Source organism: Streptomyces sp. NPDC050619, assembly GCF_040654815.1.
In the GTDB taxonomy this organism is placed as follows: domain Bacteria; phylum Actinomycetota; class Actinomycetes; order Streptomycetales; family Streptomycetaceae; genus Streptomyces.
Window position 1 is genome coordinate 1 of sequence record NZ_JBFAIR010000085.1, and the last position, 16138, is coordinate 16138.

Annotated in this window: 13 protein-coding genes and 1 pseudogene; 5 read left to right on the forward strand and 9 right to left on the reverse strand. The window is 70.2% G+C overall.

The genetic code is table 11. From position 1 onward, the window contains the following. From AB0I77_RS52580 to glgB, 3 genes are all read left to right on the forward strand, one after another. A partial coding sequence (locus AB0I77_RS52580; RefSeq protein ID WP_363290163.1) for an alpha-glucosidase C-terminal domain-containing protein occupies positions 1-534 on the forward strand: 534 nt, incomplete at its 5' end. A 93-nt stretch (positions 535-627) separates the two neighbouring features. Next, entirely contained in the window at positions 628-2049 is a 1422-nt protein-coding gene (locus AB0I77_RS52585; protein WP_363290164.1) for a maltokinase, read from the forward strand. Positions 2050-2081: 32 nt separating this feature from the next. After that, positions 2082-4625 carry a 1,4-alpha-glucan branching enzyme gene (gene glgB, locus AB0I77_RS52590; protein WP_363290165.1) on the forward strand — a complete coding sequence of 848 codons (2544 nt, stop codon included), beginning with the start codon at positions 2082-2084 and terminating at the stop codon, positions 4623-4625. Between the two features lie 108 nt (positions 4626-4733). On the opposite strand, the gene AB0I77_RS52595 is transcribed toward glgB, so the two are convergent. From AB0I77_RS52595 to AB0I77_RS52620, 6 genes are all read right to left on the reverse strand, one after another. After that, positions 4734-5993, reverse strand: coding sequence for an MFS transporter (locus AB0I77_RS52595; RefSeq protein WP_363290166.1), 1260 nt, complete (start codon positions 5991-5993; stop codon positions 4734-4736). A gap of 25 nt (positions 5994-6018) precedes the next feature. Beyond that, positions 6019-7410 carry a cytochrome gene (locus AB0I77_RS52600; RefSeq protein ID WP_363290167.1) on the reverse strand — a complete coding sequence of 464 codons (1392 nt, stop codon included), beginning with the start codon at positions 7408-7410 and terminating at the stop codon, positions 6019-6021. A 112-nt stretch (positions 7411-7522) separates the two neighbouring features. Next, the gene (locus AB0I77_RS52605; protein WP_363290168.1) at positions 7523-9745 is read right to left on the reverse strand and encodes a UvrD-helicase domain-containing protein; all 2223 of its coding nucleotides are present in this window, start codon (positions 9743-9745) and stop codon (positions 7523-7525) included. 187 nt (positions 9746-9932) lie between these two features. Further along, positions 9933-10265, reverse strand: coding sequence for a thioredoxin domain-containing protein (locus AB0I77_RS52610; RefSeq protein WP_363290169.1), 333 nt, complete (start codon positions 10263-10265; stop codon positions 9933-9935). Beyond that, positions 10262-10690: a MerR family transcriptional regulator gene (locus AB0I77_RS52615; RefSeq protein WP_363290170.1), complete on the reverse strand. Its 429-nt coding sequence runs from the start codon at positions 10688-10690 to the stop codon at positions 10262-10264. The genes AB0I77_RS52610 and AB0I77_RS52615 overlap by 4 nt, the downstream gene beginning before the upstream one ends. Positions 10691-10733: 43 nt before the next feature. Further along, positions 10734-11009 carry a VOC family protein gene (locus tag AB0I77_RS52620; protein WP_363290171.1) on the reverse strand — a complete coding sequence of 92 codons (276 nt, stop codon included), beginning with the start codon at positions 11007-11009 and terminating at the stop codon, positions 10734-10736. A 9-nt stretch (positions 11010-11018) separates the two neighbouring features. Here AB0I77_RS52620 and AB0I77_RS52625 point away from each other — a divergent pair. After that, a pseudogene (locus AB0I77_RS52625) lies at positions 11019-11231 on the forward strand (enolase C-terminal domain-like protein); the annotation flags it as partial. A 127-nt stretch (positions 11232-11358) separates the two neighbouring features. Next, positions 11359-12315: an alpha/beta hydrolase gene (locus AB0I77_RS52630; RefSeq protein WP_363290172.1), complete on the forward strand. Its 957-nt coding sequence runs from the start codon at positions 11359-11361 to the stop codon at positions 12313-12315. A 112-nt stretch (positions 12316-12427) separates the two neighbouring features. Here AB0I77_RS52630 and AB0I77_RS52635 read toward each other — a convergent pair whose 3' ends face one another. The 3 genes from AB0I77_RS52635 to AB0I77_RS52645 form a co-directional block, all read right to left on the reverse strand. Continuing rightward, a complete protein-coding gene (locus tag AB0I77_RS52635; RefSeq protein WP_363290173.1) occupies positions 12428-12724 on the reverse strand; it encodes a hypothetical protein in 297 nt (98 codons plus the stop codon). 360 nt (positions 12725-13084) lie between these two features. After that, positions 13085-13855 carry a DUF2127 domain-containing protein gene (locus AB0I77_RS52640; protein ID WP_363290174.1) on the reverse strand — a complete coding sequence of 257 codons (771 nt, stop codon included), beginning with the start codon at positions 13853-13855 and terminating at the stop codon, positions 13085-13087. A gap of 91 nt (positions 13856-13946) precedes the next feature. Further along, on the reverse strand, positions 13947-15617 hold the full coding sequence (locus AB0I77_RS52645; RefSeq protein WP_363290175.1) for an MFS transporter: 1671 nt from the start codon (positions 15615-15617) through the stop codon (positions 13947-13949). Positions 15618-16138 lie beyond the last annotated feature (521 nt).

Here is a 16138-nt window from a genome sequence, read left to right on the forward strand (position 1 = left end):
CCGATCCTCTACTACGGCGACGAGATCGGCATGGGCGACAACATCTGGCTCGGCGACCGCGACGCCGTCCGCACCCCCATGCAGTGGACACCGGATCGCAACGCAGGTTTTTCCTCGTCGGACCCCGGCCGGCTGTTCCTGCCGACCATCATGGATCCGGTCTACGGCTACCAGGTCACCAACGTCGAGGCGTCGATGTCGTCGCCCTCCTCGCTGCTGCACTGGACCCGCCGCATGATCGAGATCCGCAAGCAGAACCTGGCGTTCGGGCTCGGCTCCTACCGGGAACTTCCGTCCACGAATCCCGCGGTCATTGCGTTCCTGCGGGAGTACGAGGACGATCTCGTCCTGTGCGTGAACAACTTCTCCCGGTTCGCGCAGCCGACCGAGCTGGACCTCAGCGCTTTCAACGGGCGGCACCCGGTCGAGCTGTCCGGCGGGGTCCGCTTCCCGGCCATCGGTGACCTGCCGTATCTGCTGACCCTCGGCGGCCACGGCTTCTACTGGTTCCGCCTCCGCAAGAACGCCATGTAGGACGTGCAGAACCCCGGGCGGGCCGGTTTCCCCCGCCCCGCCCGGGGCACGCATCAGTAACACCCCGACCACCCGGGGAAAGGACGCGACGCCATGTCGGAAGCCGTCACCCGCACCGCCACGACACATCCCGGCAGCCCCGGCAGCCCCGGCCTCCTTGCGTCACTGGATCCACTGCTGCGGGAGTGGCTGCCGCGACAGCGCTGGTTCGCGGGCAAGGGACGTCCGGTCACCGGGTTCTCCCTGGTGGCGGCCACCGAGCTGCTGCCGTCCACCGCGAAACTCGGCCTGTACCACCTGCTGGTCCGCGCCCACCAGCCGCTCACGCCGGGCACCTCTCCGCACCCGGGAGACAGCTACCCGGGCGACTGCTACCAGCTCCTCATAGGCGTGCGCGAGGCGCTGCCGCCCCGGCTCGCGCCCGCGCTGATCGGACATCTGGAGGAGGGCCCGCTCGCCGGACACACGGTGTACGAGGCCCTGTACGACACCCGGCCCGCCGAACTGCTTCTGGAGGCCCTGCGCACCGGGGCCCGCATCGGCGGCCTGCGCTTCGAACGGGACCCGCACCAGGAGATCCGGGACGGGCTGGTTCCGCGCATGGTCACCTCCGAGCAGTCCAACTCGTCGGTCGTCTATGGAGATACGTTCATCCTGAAGCTGCTGCGCAGGATCGTCCCCGGCACCAACCCCGACCTGGAGCTCCCGCTGGCGCTGGCCCGCGAGGGCTGCCCCCGGGTGCCCGCGCCGGCGGGGTGGCTGCGGGCGGAGCTGGCCGGTGAGCCGTATGTCCTGGCCGTGCTCCAGCCGTTCGTGCAGGGCGCGGCCGACGGCTGGGAACTGGCGCTGCGGGAGCTGGCCAAGGGCGAGGACTTCGGCGCCGAGGCGCGGTCGCTCGGGCGGGCCACCGCCGAGGTGCACACGGCGCTCGCCCGGGCGCTGCCCACGGTGACGCTCGGCCACGCCCAGCTGCACCAGCTGGTCGACGGCATGATCGAACGCCTGGAGGCGGCCACGCAGGCGGTGCCCGCGCTGCGGCCGTACGCGCCCGGTCTGCACTCCGCGTTCACGGCGCTGGCCGATCTGGCCGCCGAGGGCCATACCTGGACCGCGCAGCGCATCCACGGCGATCTGCACCTCGGCCAGTGCCTGCGCTCGCCCACCGGTCAGTGGTCGCTGATCGACTTCGAGGGCGAACCGTCGAAACCCCTCGCCGAGCGGCGGATGCCGCAGCCGCCGGCCCGGGACATCGCGGGGATGCTCCGCTCCTTCGACTACGCGGCGCACACGGCCGACCCGCCGATGCCGGGCTGGGCCGAGGCCTGCCGGACCGCGTACTGCTCGGGATACGCGGAGGTCAGCGGCGTCGATCCGCGGACCGACCCCGTACTGCTGCGGGCTTACGAGACGGACAAGGCGATCTACGAGGTCGTCTACGAGGCCCGGCACCGCCCGGACTGGCTGCCCGTACCGATGGCCACGATCGAGCGGTACGCCGCATCAGACCTGATCTGACCGACCTGATCTTCGCCGAGGAGGCGCAGCCCGTGACACCCCGCCCCCCGTCCAGCGGTTCGGATCCGAAGAAGACGGCTGAGACAGCCAAGAAGAGTGCCGGGAAGAGTGCCGAGAAGAGTGTGAAGAAGGCCGCGGAGAAGGCGATCGCTCCCAAGAAGGCCCCCGCCAAGAAGGCCGTTGCCGCGAAGGCGGTGACCAAGAAGGCCGCTGCCAAGAAAGCGGCCCCGGCTGCCAAGAAGACCACTGCGAAGAAGACCGCCACGAAGAAGGTCACCGCGAAGAAGGCCACTGCCAAGAAGGCCACTGCCAAGAAGGTCACCGCGAAGAAGGTCACCGCACCGAACCCCGCTCCTCCGCCGGAGGCACCCGCACCCGTCGAGGTGGTCGTGTCCCCCGCGATGGACGCCGGTGACCGCGAACGCCTGCTCTCCGGCACCCATCACGCCCCCCACTCCGTCCTCGGCGCCCACCCCGTGCCCGGCGGCATCGCCTTCCGGGCCTTCAGGCCGTACGCCCTGTCCGTCACGGTCGTCGCCGGGGAGCTGCGGGCCGAGCTGCACGACGACGGGGACGGCTTCTTCTCGGGACTGCTGCCGCTGCGGGACGTCCCGGCGTACCGCCTCCTCGTGGCGTACGACGGGACGGTCCAGGACGTCGAGGACGCGTACCGCTTCCTGCCCGCGCTGGGCGATCTCGACCTGCACCTGATCGGCGAGGGCCGGCACGAGGAGCTGTGGCGGGCGCTGGGCGCCGAGCCGATGACCCACCAGGGCGTGACCGGCACCCGGTTCACGGTGTGGGCGCCGAACGCGCGCGCCGTGCGGGTGACCGGCACGTTCAACTTCTGGGACGGCACGGCGTATCCGATGCGCTCGCTCGGCGGCACCGGTGTCTGGGAGCTGTTCGTGCCCGGCATCGGCGAGGGCGAGCTGTACAAGTTCGAGATCACCCGTCCCGACGGCTCGAAGACGCAGCGCGCCGACCCGCTCGCCCGCCGTACCGAGGTCCCGCCGGCCACCTCCTCCGTCGTGCACGCCTCGCACCACGAGTGGCACGACGAGGAGTGGCTGGAGCGCCGCGCGGACGCCCCCGCGCACGAGGCGCCCTTCTCGGCCTACGAGATCCACCTGGCGTCCTGGCGCCCCGGGCTGACGTACCGTCAGCTGGCCGAACAGCTCCCCGCCTACGTCAAGGACCTCGGTTTCACCCACGTCGAGCTGATGCCGGTCGCCGAGCATCCCTTCGGCGGCTCCTGGGGCTACCAGGTCACCGGGTTCTACGCGCCGACGGCGCGCCTGGGGACCCCCGACGACTTCAAGTACCTGGTCGACGCGCTGCACCAGGCCGGGATCGGCGTCCTGATGGACTGGGTGCCGGCGCACTTCCCGCGCGACGACTGGGCGTTGGCCGAGTTCGACGGACGTCCGCTGTACGAGCACGAGGATCCGCTGCGGGCGGCGCACCCCGACTGGGGCACTCTGGAGTTCGACTACGGCCGCCGCGAGGTGCGCAACTTCCTTGTGGCCAACGCCGTGTACTGGTGCGAGGAGTTCCACATCGACGGCCTGCGGGTGGATGCCGTCGCCTCGATGCTCTACCTCGACTACTCGCGCGAGCCGGGCCAGTGGACGCCGAACGAGCACGGCGGCCGGGAGAACCTGGACGCGGTGGCGTTCCTCCAGGAGATGAACGCGACCGTGTACCGGCGGGTGCCGGGCGTGGTGACCGTCGCGGAGGAGTCCACGGCCTGGGACGGCGTCACGCGCGCCACACACCACATGGGCCCCGGGGGCTTCGGCGGCCTCGGTTTCGGCCTGAAGTGGAACATGGGCTGGATGCACGACTCGCTGGACTACGTCAGCCACGAGCCGGTCCACCGCAAGTACCACCACGGTGAGATGACCTTCTCGATGGTCTACGCGTACAGCGAGAACTACGTGCTGCCGATCTCCCACGACGAGGTCGTGCACGGCAAACGCTCCCTGGTGTCGAAGATGCCGGGCGACTGGTGGCAGCAACGCGCCAACCACCGGGCGTATCTCGGTTTCATGTGGTCCCACCCCGGCAAGCAACTCCTCTTCATGGGCCAGGAGTTCGCGCAGGGCGCCGAGTGGTCGGAGGCGCACGGGCCGGACTGGTGGCTGCTGGACCCCGCGTACGGGGCGGAGGCCGACCACCGGGGCGTGCGGGACCTGGTCCGCGACCTCAACACCGTCTACCGCCACACCCCGGCCCTGTGGCAACGCGACACCGACCCCGCCGGCTTCCAGTGGGTGGTCGGCGACGCGGCCGAGGACAACGTCTTCGCGTTCTTGAGGTACGACGCGGAGGGCACCCCGCTGCTGGCGGTGTCGAACTTCGCGCCGGTCGTCCGCCACGACTACCGCCTCGGCGTGCCCGACGACGTCCCCGCCTGGTACGAGGCCCTCAACACGGACGCGGCGCGGTACGGCGGCGGTGACGTCACCAACCCCGACGCGGTCAAGCCGGAGGCAACAGCCTGGCACGGCCGCCCGGCCAGCATCCGCTTGACCTTGCCGCCGCTGGCTACGGTGTGGCTGCGGCCGGCGTAGTCCACACAAGCCCACTCGGCACCGGCAGCGACCGGGCCCGGCGCTCGCCGCCGGACCCGGTCATCACGCCCCGCGCCAACCACCTGAGCACCTGAGCACCTGAGCCACTCAGCCCGTCGCGGCCGCCGGGGACTCCGCGTGCCGAAAACCCGGCAGGATCAGGCACAGCACGGCTGCCGCGGCGGTCGTGGCGGCGAAGGCGCCTACCGCCCAGGCGCCGGACGCATGCTGGACGATCAGGCCGGCGATCAGTGGCGCCAGCGCCGCCAGCGCGGTGGCCGCCATCACCACGGCACTGATGACTCGGCCGCGCATTTCCTCCGGCGCGCTGCGCAGCACCGCGGCGACGAGCGCGCCGTTCGCGGCCGGCCCGAGCAGCAGCGCCAGGGCGACCGGCACCGCCACCAGCGGTGACGGGATGAGCAAGGCCGCGGCGCCGAAGAGCAGGGCCCCGGCCATGGTGATCGCGGCGACCAGGGTTGCCAGGCGCACGCGCCCTTGCAGCCGGGGTGCGACCACGGCGCCGAGCAGCCCGCCGGCCGCGATGGCTGCCTGCACCAGGCCGATCACCACGGTGGAGGTGCCGTGCTGTTGCATCGCGAGGATGATGCTGAAGAGCACGCCGCTGAAGGCGAAGTTGACCAGAGGTGTCTGGATCGTCGCCGCGCGCAGAATCGGCACCCGCCACACGAGTCGCAGGCCATCGGTCACCTCGCGCCACAACGCCTTGCGCCCGGCCGCGTTCTCCGGGCGGAACCGCCCGCGGATCCGGCTCACCGTGGCGAACGAGACCGCGTAGGAGACGGCGTCGGCCAGGAACGGGACGGCCCGGCCCACCCCGAACAGCAGCCCGCCGAGCGCCGGGCCGGCCAGGGCGGCACCGTACGACCGGGCTTCGGTGGCGGCCCACGCCTGCTCGAGTTGCCCGTCCGGAACGATTCCCGGCAGCGCGGCGGCGGCGGACGGGTCGAAGATGGCGCCGGCGGCACCTTCGATCAGGCTCACGGCCAGGACCACCTGCCAGGACGCGAGATCCAGCACGATCAGGATGCCGAGCAGAGTCAGCAGGGAGGCGCGCACGATATCGCAGATGATCATCGTCAGCCGCCGGTCGAACCGGTCCGACAGTGCCCCGGCGGGCAGTTGCAGGCAGAGCAGGGTAATTGCCCGAACCGTACCCACCACCCCCGCGAGCACCACCGAGTGGGTCAGGGCCAGAATGAGCAGCGGGTAGGCGATCCCGCTGATCTGCGTGCCGGTATCGGAAAGCAGCTGACCGATCCACAGCATCCGGAAGCCCTTGTTGCGCCGGAGCGGAACCTGTTGTGGCACATCGGTGGTTTTATCGATTCCGCTGGTGTCGCTCATCCGCGAGACGATACGCACCCTCCGGTCAGCGCCCCCCGAACATCAACCGCCGCAGCGCCGCCAGCAGCCCCTTGGTCTGCCCTTCGGCGCCGCCCGCAACCTGCGCGGGATCCGTCGGCCGGGCCATCGCCGACGCCCCCGGCGCCAGCTCGTACCGCACCGGCAGCAACCGCAGCCCCCGCACCACCGGCCCCGACCGCCACGGCAACTGATCGTGCGGCAGGGTGAGTTCGACCTTGGTGAAGTGCTCGAAGACGCGCCCCACCGCGCTGGTCACGATCAGGTTCCCCAGCTCGCGGGCGGCGCTGGGGCACTGGTGCTGCCCGGCCCCCCACCCCAGATGGGCCCGCGTACTGACCGCCGAGTCGACCAGATGCGAGCGGCCGATCGCCAGCAGATCCCGGTGGGCGGCCGCCGCCGACGGCGAGACGACGTCACCCGCCCGCACCCAGAACTCGCCCAGCCGGACATCCCGCGCGGCGAAGCGGAAGCACATGTTGGCGACCGGCGGGTTGGCGAGCGCGGCCCGGTTGACCGTCTCGCCGAGTTGCCCGGCGGACAGGCTGCGCCGGACGGTGGCGTTGCCGCGCAGCACCTCCAGCAGGGTGTTGAGGACCATGTTGCCGGTGATGTCGTTCAGATAGACGGCGTTCATGAACAGCTCCCGACCGAGCTGTTCGTCGCTCAGCTCCGGGTCGGCGAGCAGCATGTACGAGGTGAGGTCGTCGCCGGGGAGTGCCCTGCGGTGGGCGGCCAGCCGGGTGAACGCGGCCAGCGCCCTGCCGGTGGCGGGGCCCGCGTCCGGGCCGCCGTCCAGCATCCGCCACAGGTCCATGACCAGTTCGTCGCCGAGTTCGACCGGGTAGCCGAACAGCTGCGTGGTGACCATCAGCAGCAGCGGCCGCGTGTACTGCGCGCCGAGGTCCGCGAAGCCCGACGAACCGGACTCCGCCGCCAGCAGCCCCACCAACTCGTCCGTGTAGCGGGCGATCGCCGCCCGCAGCTCCCAGCCCTGCGGGGTGCGCGCGTCCTGGAAGGGGCTGAGCGCCGAGTGGTGGGTGCGGCGGGCCGCCCGGTGCTCCTCGTCGTCCATGAACATCGTCTGCCGCACCTCGTAACCGGCGAGCAGCGGCCAGTCCCCCGGCAGCCGGCCCTCGGCCCGGGCCCGCCAGTAGCGGATGTCCCGCCGCCACTGGCTCTCGTTCCTGAGCACCTCCGTGACCTCGGTGTAGCCGAGCACCAGCCACACCGGTACGCCCATCAGGCCGACCGGCGCGACGGGACCGTACCTGCGCCGCAGCCGCTCGTACACCGCGCCCGGGTCGGCGTCGAACTCGGACGTGAGCAGGGGTTCGACGGGCAGCGATCCGAGCGAGGGGCTGTCGGCCGGTGCGGTCGGGCGTGGCTGGGCTTCCATAACGACCACGCTTACCGCACGGACGTGCGCACATAGTCACTACGTCACGAACTGTTACGGCTCCTATACGAAACCATGTGCCGGAGAGCCCGTTGCCCGGAGAGCCCAGCTTCTACCCGAACGCCTCGGCCAGCGCCTTCGGCAGTTCCCCGGTGTACAGCACGCCGAGCCGCTGCGTCGCGCGGGTCAGCGCCACGTACAGGTCGCTCGTGCCGTACCGGCCGGGCTCGACCACCAGCACCGAGTCGAACTCCAGGCCCTTGGACTGGCGGGGGTCGAGCAGGACGACCGTCCGGGTCAGGTCGGGCTCCGCGCCCGCCGTCACGCCGTCCAGCCGCGCGGCCAGCCGGCGGTGCAGGTCGCGCGGGGCGATGACCGCCAGCCGTCCCTCGGCCGGGGTCAGTTCCTCCACCGCTTTCGCCACCGCTCCCGGCAGGTCGTCGGTCGCGTGCGCCCACGGCCGTACGCCGGTCGACCGCACCGAGCTCGGCGGTTCGAAGCCGGGGTGCTCGGCGCGCACCACGGCCGCCGCGACGTCCATGATCTCGGACGGGGTGCGGTAGTTGACCTTGAGCCGGGTGTGCTCCCAGCGGTCCTCGACGTACGGACCGAGGATCCCGGCCCACGAGCCGACGCCCGCCGCCTCCGCGGTCTGCGCCGGGTCGCCGACCAGGGTCATCGAGCGGGTCGGGACGCGCCGCATGAGCAGCCGCCAGGCCATCGGCGACAGTTCCTGCGCCTCGTCGACGATGATGTGCCCGAACGCCCAGGTGCGGTCGGCCGCCGCGCGCTCGGCTGCGCTGCGGTGGTCGTCCTCCTCGTGGCGTTCGGCGAACCGCTCGGCGTCGATGATGTCGTGCGCGGACAGGACCTCCGAGTCCTCCTCGTCCTTGTCCTCGAACTCGTAGGTGCGGGAGGCGTACGAGACGTCGAGGACGCCCTGCGCGTACGCCACCTGCTCCTCCCGCTCCTGCTCCGCGCGCGCCCGCGCCACCCGGTCGTCCTCGCCGAGGAGTTCGGCCGCCTCGTCGAGCAGCGGTACGTCCGCCACGGTCCACGCCCGCGTCACCGGGCGGCGGACGGCGGACGCGTCCTCGGCGCTCAGGTAGCCCTCGGGTGCCGCCAGGAATTCCGCGACCAGGCGCTGCGGGGTCAGTCGTGGCCACAACTGGTGGATGGCGGACCAGACTTGGGGGTTCTCGGCGAGTTCGTCGCGGATCTGGGTGATGTCGCTCGGGTCGAGGAGGTTCGTTCCGTCGTAGGGGTCCGTGCCGATCCGCTCGGCGACGAGGTCGGTCAGCGTGTTGAGGATGTGCCCCTCGAAGTGCTCGCGCGCCGCGTTGTGCTGAAGCTTCGCGGCGCGGGTGCGCTCGCGCGCGACGCTGACCAGACCGTCGTCGAGCATCAGGATCTCCCGGTCGTGCTCGATGGTGATCACCGGGTCGGGCAGCGACTGACGGTCCCGTACGGCCTCGGCGAGCACGTCCGCCATGCCGGCGCGGCCCTTCACGGCGGCCGCCTCGGGGGTGTCGGTCGCCGTCGCCTGCACGCCGGGAAACAGTTCGCCGACCGAGGCCAGGAGTACGCCCGTCTCGCCCAGCGAGGGCAGCACCTCGCCGATGTAGCCGAGGAAGGCGGGGTTGGGGCCGACGATGAGGACGGCCCGCTTGGCGAGCAACTCCCGGTGTTCGTAGAGGAGATACGCGGCGCGGTGCAGGGCGACGGCCGTCTTGCCGGTGCCCGGGCCGCCCTCGACCACCAGGACGCCCTTGTGCGGGGCGCGGATGATCTCGTCCTGCTCGGCCTGGATGGTCTGCACGATGTCGCTCATACGGCCGGTGCGCGCGGAGTTGAGCGCGGCGAGCAGTACGGCGTCGCCGCTCGGGTCCTCGTGGCCGGTGCGGGTGGCGTCGCCCAGGTCGAGGATCTCGTCGTGCAGGGCGGTCACCCGGCGGCCGTCGGTGGTGATGTGCCGGCGCCGGACGAGGCCCATCGGGGTGTGACCGGTGGCCAGGTAGAAGGGGCGGGCGACGTCGGCCCGCCAGTCGATCAGGATCGGCGTGCGGTCGAGGTCGTCGGCGCGCAGGCCGATGCGGCCGATGTGGTGGCTGACGCCCGAGGTGAGGTCGATCCGGCCGAAGCAGAGCGAGCCGTCCACCGCGTTCAGGGCGGCCAGCAGTCCCGAACGCTCGGCGACCAGGATGTCCCGCTCGAGCCGGGCCTGCATGGGAGTGTTGCCCTGGGCGAGCGCGTCGGTGACGGAGCCCTCGGTGTCGCCGCGCAGCGCGTCCACGCGGACGTACAGCGTGTCGATGAATTCCTGCTCACGCCGCAATTCAATGTCTTCACTGTGGGAAAAACCGGTGTTTGACAATTCCACTCCCGAGCGGATATACTGTGCTCATTAAGCCTCTTCGCGACTTAATCCCCTTGAAGTCGTGAACCATTGAATATACGCAAAGAAATCCCCCGAGCGCAATCGCTCGGGGGATTTCTGCGTGCGGGGGACATGCGGAGGAACTTCAGAGGACGTCGTCCAGCTCCGCCAGGAGCCGCCGCTTCGGCCGCGCCCCCACCATCGACTTCAGCGGCTCACCGCCGCGGAACACCATGAACGTCGGCATCGACAGCACCTTGTACGCGTTCGTCGTCTCCGGATTGGTGTCCACGTCCAGCTGGACCACCTTGAGCCGCTCGCCCTCCTCGGCGGCGAGGTCCCTGAGCACCGGTCCCATCTGCCGGCACGGCGGACACCAGTCGGCGGTGAACTCCACCAGTACCGGCAGTTCCGAGCCGATCACCTCGGCCTCGAAATCCGCGTCCGTCACCTCGGCCACACCCGCTGCCTTGATCACTTGAGGTTCCTTCCCAGTTCGCACACCGGTTCCGGACCCCCCGGAACCTCCGCGTCGGCCGCCAGTTCGTCCCGCGCCCGCTCGGCCTTCGCCAACTGCGCCCCGACCCGCGCCCGCACGTCCTGCAACTCGCCGATCAGCGCGTCCAGATCCGCCAGCTTGCGCCGGTAGACCGCGAGCGAGGCGGGACAGGAGTCGCCCTCGGGGTGCCCGGCCCGCAGACACTCCACGAACGGCCGCGTCTCCTCCAGCTCGAACCCGAAGTCCTGCAACGTCCTGATCTGCCGCAGCAACCTCAGGTCGTTCTCGTCGTACGTCCGGTATCCGTTGCCGCCCCGCCGCGCGGGCAGCAGCCCCCGCGACTCGTAGTACCGCAGCGTCCGGGTCGTGGTGTTGGCCCGCGCGGCCAGCTCGCCGATTCGCATGGGTACGAACGTAAGGCTTGACGCCTACGTCAAGGCAAGGGCACTACAACGCAGTGGACGACGGGCGCCTACGCCCCGCGACGCCCCTCCACGCAGAACCGGTTGCCTTCCCGAGATCGCGCTCGCCGGCGTCCAGATCGAAGTGGACGCGGGGAAACTCCCGCGCGGGGCTCTCGCTGATGTCCATGGCGATGGCGACACCGGGTTCGCCCGGCCGGGGCTCCAGGACGATCCAGTCGTCGCCCTCGAACCGCTGCGGCCGTCGCACGTACCCCAGCGCCTGACGCCAGAACTCCCCCGCCCGCTGGTCGTCGTGCACGCCCAGCGAGACGTTTCCCTGGCCATGGTGACCCACTGCGGCGCGGCGGCCCCGGGCGAGTACAACGCCCTGGACACCCACTGGATCTGGCAGGAAGGGCTGGAACGGCTCACCACCGCCCCACCACGCATCGCCGGTGGCGAGATCGCCGTCCCGGACGGCCCGGGGCTGGGCGTCCGCCTCGACATGGACCGGCTCCTCGCGGCCCACGACCTCTGGCGCACCCCCATGACCGATTCGGTGACGGATCCGCTTCGGACCCTGAATCCGTAGCGTCAATCATGATCAGCGGACAACTTGACACTGCCGCCGATTGGATTATCGGTCGCAATATGAGAGGTACGGAGAAATGGGTCTGAAGGATCAGGATGTGGCTGCGGCCACGTCGGTGAAGGAAGACATCGAGTTTCGCGCCGATAACGGGGTCATGTTGCGTGGCTGGGTGATGACTCCGGACTCCGAGGGTCCGCATCCCACCATCGTGATGACCGCTGGATTCTCTTCGGTGATCAGCCGCCTCGAAACTATCGCTGACGCCTTCGTCGCTCGGGGGTTCGGAGTCCTGGCGTACGACCATCGGACGTGCGGTAGCAGCGACGGGGAGCCGCGCCAGGACATCGATCCTGTCGCACAGCACCGGGACATGCAGATGGCCCTGTCCTTCGTGGAGCAGCATCCAGCGCTCGACAGCGACCGCATCGGCCTGTGGGGCATCAGCTTCAGCGGGGGAAACGCGCTCGTCGTGGCCGCCATGGACCGCCGGGTGAAAGCTGTCGTCTGCCAGGTGCCCTTCATCTCTGGTCACGAACAGTCCGTACTGGGAGCCGGCCAAGGCGCGATCGCCGCGCTCAACTACAACCTGAACATGGACAGGCAAGGAAGGCTCAAGGGTGGGGAGCCTGGCCGTATCGCGCTGGTGCGGATGCCGGACGTTCCGGCTGACCAACCCGTCGTCTTCGAGGACGCGGCGGACTACGAGTACCTTGCGGGTAGTTACGAAGGCACCGGCGTTGGATGGACCAACAGCATAACCATCCGATCGACTTCATGGGTGCTGGCCTATGACGTGCGTCCGTTTATGCGTCACATCAGCCCGACGCCTCTGATGATGGTCGTCGCCGGCGACGACCAGACCAATCCGCCTTCGCTCGCTCTGGAGGCCTATGAGGCGGCGCTTGAGCCCAAGGAGCTCGTGATGATCTCCGGTGGACACTATGGGGGGTACTGGCCTCACCTTTCCCGGGATCTTGTCACCGACGCCGCAGCCCGTTGGTACGAGACCCATCTGGGCAAGTCCACGCATTGAGTGGCGGTGGGTCGCAGACCGGCCGGCGAAGTCGACCCGGAGTCCGGGGTCGGCCTCGCCGGCGCCACCGGGCCGGCCATCCCTGCGGAGGGTCACCCCCTGTCTCACACGTTCAGTTCCGCTGCCCTGCGGCTGCTCCGTGCCGCCGCTGTTCGCTGCGTGTGACCTGGGAGGTGTTGACGCCCAGCGCGAGAACCCGCCGGCCGTAGGGCGTGCGGCGCAGGAAGAGGTCCGAGGCGACGATGACTCCGAGGAAGATCAGGAGCGCCAGCGGGGGCCCTCGAACCGGCGCAGCACGTAGACCGTGGCGAACGTGACCACCGCGAGGAGGGCCGTACGCGCCCAGATCTCGGAGGCCGTTCCAGCCCAACAGGCCGAACGACGACGACACCTCGGTCAGCCTCTCCACGGATCTCCCGCCCGCCGACTTCCCAGACCCGTCCCGCTCTTCCGGGACGAGACGGTCGACTCGTCATCAGCCGGGTCCAGATCTCGCGAGGCCGGTCCCCGGCGGTCGTGGACCGGAACGGGTTCGTGGAAGATCCCGAGTGAGGGCGAGCCGCAGCCGCACCATGCGCTGGTCCAAACTGTGCCGCCAGCTCATGAATACCGGCCGCCGCTGGCTCCGCCTGTCCGCCCGACGGCCCTGGACCGCCGTCATCAGCCACGAGAGCCCGGACCTCGGCCTGCCCCAGCCCCGAAAAAGACCGCACCACACAAACGCAGAGTCCCCGCCAGCAAACCGACGAGGACTCATGAACGATCGCGGCTAGACCCGCACGCCCACCTGCGCGGACTCCTCGACCTCCAGCAGTGACGCCCCCTGCCGCTCCTCCTCGAAGGCGCGATGCCCGCCCCGCAGGCCGAACAGGTGCTTGGCCAGCAGGATGTAGACGACCGCGAGGACATTGAGGACCAGGGTGCCGATCTTCAACCAGCTGATGTGCTCGGTGAGTTCGTAGATCTCCAGGGGGAGGAAGGCCGCGGTGGCGACGACCGTCAGGTACTCCGCCCAGCGTTTGGCGTACCAGAGGCCGGCCGACTCGACGAGTTCGATCAGCGCGTACGCCAGCAGCAGGCCCGCCACCAGCACCAGCGTGCGGTGCTCGTAGCCGAAGGTCTTCTGGATGGTGCCGACGACCGGTGAGTGGTCGAGGTCGTAGTGGAAGTGCTTGAAGACGGGGCGGAAGACGTCCAGGTACTCGTCGAAGAGGCGGCGCACCGCGTCCTGGCTGTTGCTGAACTTCCACACCGCCACCGCGACCAGCACGATGAACACCCCGCGCACGGCCCGCTCGATCGCCAGGAAGCGCAGGATGAACACGTCGCGCAGTACCTTGCCGCGCGGGACGAGCGGGGCCTGTGCCGCCGGGCCCGAGCCGTGCGGGGCGCCGAGGGCGAAGTCGCCGCAGCGCAGGCAGCGCCACGCCTCGCCGAGGGCCGTCGCGGTGTGCAGCCGCTCGCGCAGCGGGAGTTCGTCCGGCGCGTACGTCACATGCCCGCGTCGGGCACACGTCCGCCGGTCCCAGTCGATCTTCATTCCCCGTGTGCCTCCGCATGCGGCCTGCCGTGCCGGTCGCTCCGGCACGGCAGGCGCACGCTAGTGGGGCTGGTTAAGAGTTCGGTGAGGATCAGTGTCCGCCGACCAACTCCGGCTCCCGCTCCTCGCTCACGTCCGCCGCCTCGGTCTTCCCGCGCGGCAGCAGCACCGCGACGAGGACCGTGCCGACGCCCAGGACCACCGCCGCGATCAGGCTGGTACGGGCGACCGCGTCGGAGAAGGAGGAGCCGACCGCGTCGGCCATCTGCCGGGCGCTCTGGGCGAGTTGCTCGGCCTGCGCCTTCAGCTGGCCCGCCTGCTGGGCATTGCCCGTGCCCGTCGCCTGCTCGGCGAGCTGCCGCGCCTTGTCGGCCATGCCCTGCGCGACCGCGTATCCGGCGCCGACCGAGTCCTGCGCCGTGGCCAGGTTGGCGGCGGAGAGTTTGCCGCCGGCGGTGGAGTCCGCGAGGTGGTCCGAGTACGACGTCGACAGCAGCGAGCCGAGGATGGCGATGCCGAGCGAGCCGCCGAGTTCCAGCGAGGTGTCGTTCACCGCTCCGCCGATGCCCAGTTCGGACTCGGGGAACGCGCCCATGATCGCGTCCGTGCAGGGCGAGAGGGCGAGCCCGGTCGACAGGCCCAGGATGACGAGGGAGGCCACGATGTCGCCGTAGGACGAACTCGCGTCGACCCGGGTGAGCAGCGCGAGGGCGGTCGTGCCGCCGACCATGCCCGCGGTCACCGTGATCTTCATGCCGACGCGCGGGGTGAGGTAGCCGGTGAGGGCCGAGCCGACGAAGACGGCGCCGGCCAGGGGCAGAAGGCGCAGGCCGGTGTCCAGGGCGTCGTAGCCGAGGACGAACTGGAGGTGCTGGGTGAGGTAGTAGAAGGCGCCGAAGACGGCCAGGAAGAACAGGCCCACGGCGAGGTTGGAGCCCGCGAACCGGCGCTCGGTGAAGCGGCGTACGTCGATGACCGGGCGGGGGTGGCGCAGCTCCCAGACGACGAACAGCACGAGGCCCACGCCCGCGACCACCGCGGCGGTGACCGCCTTGACTCCCCAGCCGAATGCCGGGCCCTCGATGATCATGTAGACGAGCGCCGCGATCCAGACGACGGACAGCAGGCCGCCGACGTAGTCGATCCGGTCGTGGTGTCCCGCCTTGGACGGCGGTATGAGGACGAGGGCCGCGACGGCGGCGAGCGCGGCGATCGGCACGTTGATCAGGAACGTCGACGACCAGCCGTTGTCCTCCAGCAGCGCGCCCGCGACCATCGGACCGGCCGCGATGGCCAGGCCCGCCGTCGAGGTCCACAGGGTGATGGCCCTGGCGCGTTCGGCGCGCGGGAAGGTGGCGGCGAGGAGGGAGAGGGTCGCGGGCATGATCATGGCCGCGCCGACGCCCATGACCCCGCGCGCCGCGATGACTCCGGTGGAGCTGTCGACGAGCGACCCTGCGACCGCCCCTCCCCCGAACACGAACAGCCCGAGGAGCAGGGCGCCGCGCCGGCTGTACTTGTCGCCTATCGCGCCGAACACCAGCATCAGCGCCGCGTACGGGACGGTGTAGGCGTCGATGACCCACTGGAGGTCGGCGCTGGACAGATCCAGGTCCCGCACCATGTCGGGGGCCGCGACCGTGAGGGCGGTGTTGGCCATCACGATGATCAGCAGGCTCAGACAGAGGACCAGGAGCGCCCACCAGCGCCGGGCGTAAGGGCGGTCCATCCTCTCGACCGGTTCGTTCAGGACGAGTCGCATGGCAGGGATCGCCTTCCTCACAGAGGTAACAGAGGTGACAGAAGTAACAGACGTAGCAAATGGCGCGATTCACCATGAGCTGTTGACAGCAACGGGAGGTCACACAGGGTGAGGTATTGGATCGTCGGAAGGGCCGCCAGGTGCCGGTCCGAGGCCGGAAACGGGTGACCCAGGCACCCACACTGGAGCAGGCCGTTCAGCGTCGAAGGCGGCCGGCTACAGGCACGTGATGCAGGCCGGCATCCTCGTCGAGACCGACCACTGCGGCGTGCCCGGCCCCGTCACCTCGGACGGGCACTGTCATTGCCTACATCAGTGATGCTGGTGCACGGGTCGCGCCCGACGTTACAGATCAAGGGGTGGAAGCGGATCCGTCACCGTATCCGTCATGGAGCTGCCCCTGCGGTCGGGCTGCCCTCGACGTCGCCACGGCACCGAGCGCACGGTGGAGGCGTACGCCATCGACCGCGTGGGCCTGGAACTGTACGGCCTGCATGTCGCCGTCGACTTCCTGGCCTTCG

What these genes read in the sequence shown, in the direction of transcription:
- AB0I77_RS52585 (WP_363290164.1), top strand. Translation starts at nt 628, where the DNA reads ATGTCGGAAGCCGTCACCCGCACCGCCACGACACATCCCGGCAGCCCC.
- AB0I77_RS52595 (WP_363290166.1), bottom strand. Translation starts at nt 5,993, where the DNA reads ATGAGCGACACCAGCGGAATCGATAAAACCACCGATGTGCCACAACAG.
- AB0I77_RS52600 (WP_363290167.1), bottom strand. Translation starts at nt 7,410, where the DNA reads ATGGAAGCCCAGCCACGCCCGACCGCACCGGCCGACAGCCCCTCGCTC.
- AB0I77_RS52615 (WP_363290170.1), bottom strand. Translation starts at nt 10,690, where the DNA reads ATGCGAATCGGCGAGCTGGCCGCGCGGGCCAACACCACGACCCGGACG.
- AB0I77_RS52630 (WP_363290172.1), top strand. Translation starts at nt 11,359, where the DNA reads ATGGGTCTGAAGGATCAGGATGTGGCTGCGGCCACGTCGGTGAAGGAA.
- AB0I77_RS52640 (WP_363290174.1), bottom strand. Translation starts at nt 13,855, where the DNA reads ATGAAGATCGACTGGGACCGGCGGACGTGTGCCCGACGCGGGCATGTG.
- AB0I77_RS52645 (WP_363290175.1), bottom strand. Translation starts at nt 15,617, where the DNA reads ATGCGACTCGTCCTGAACGAACCGGTCGAGAGGATGGACCGCCCTTAC.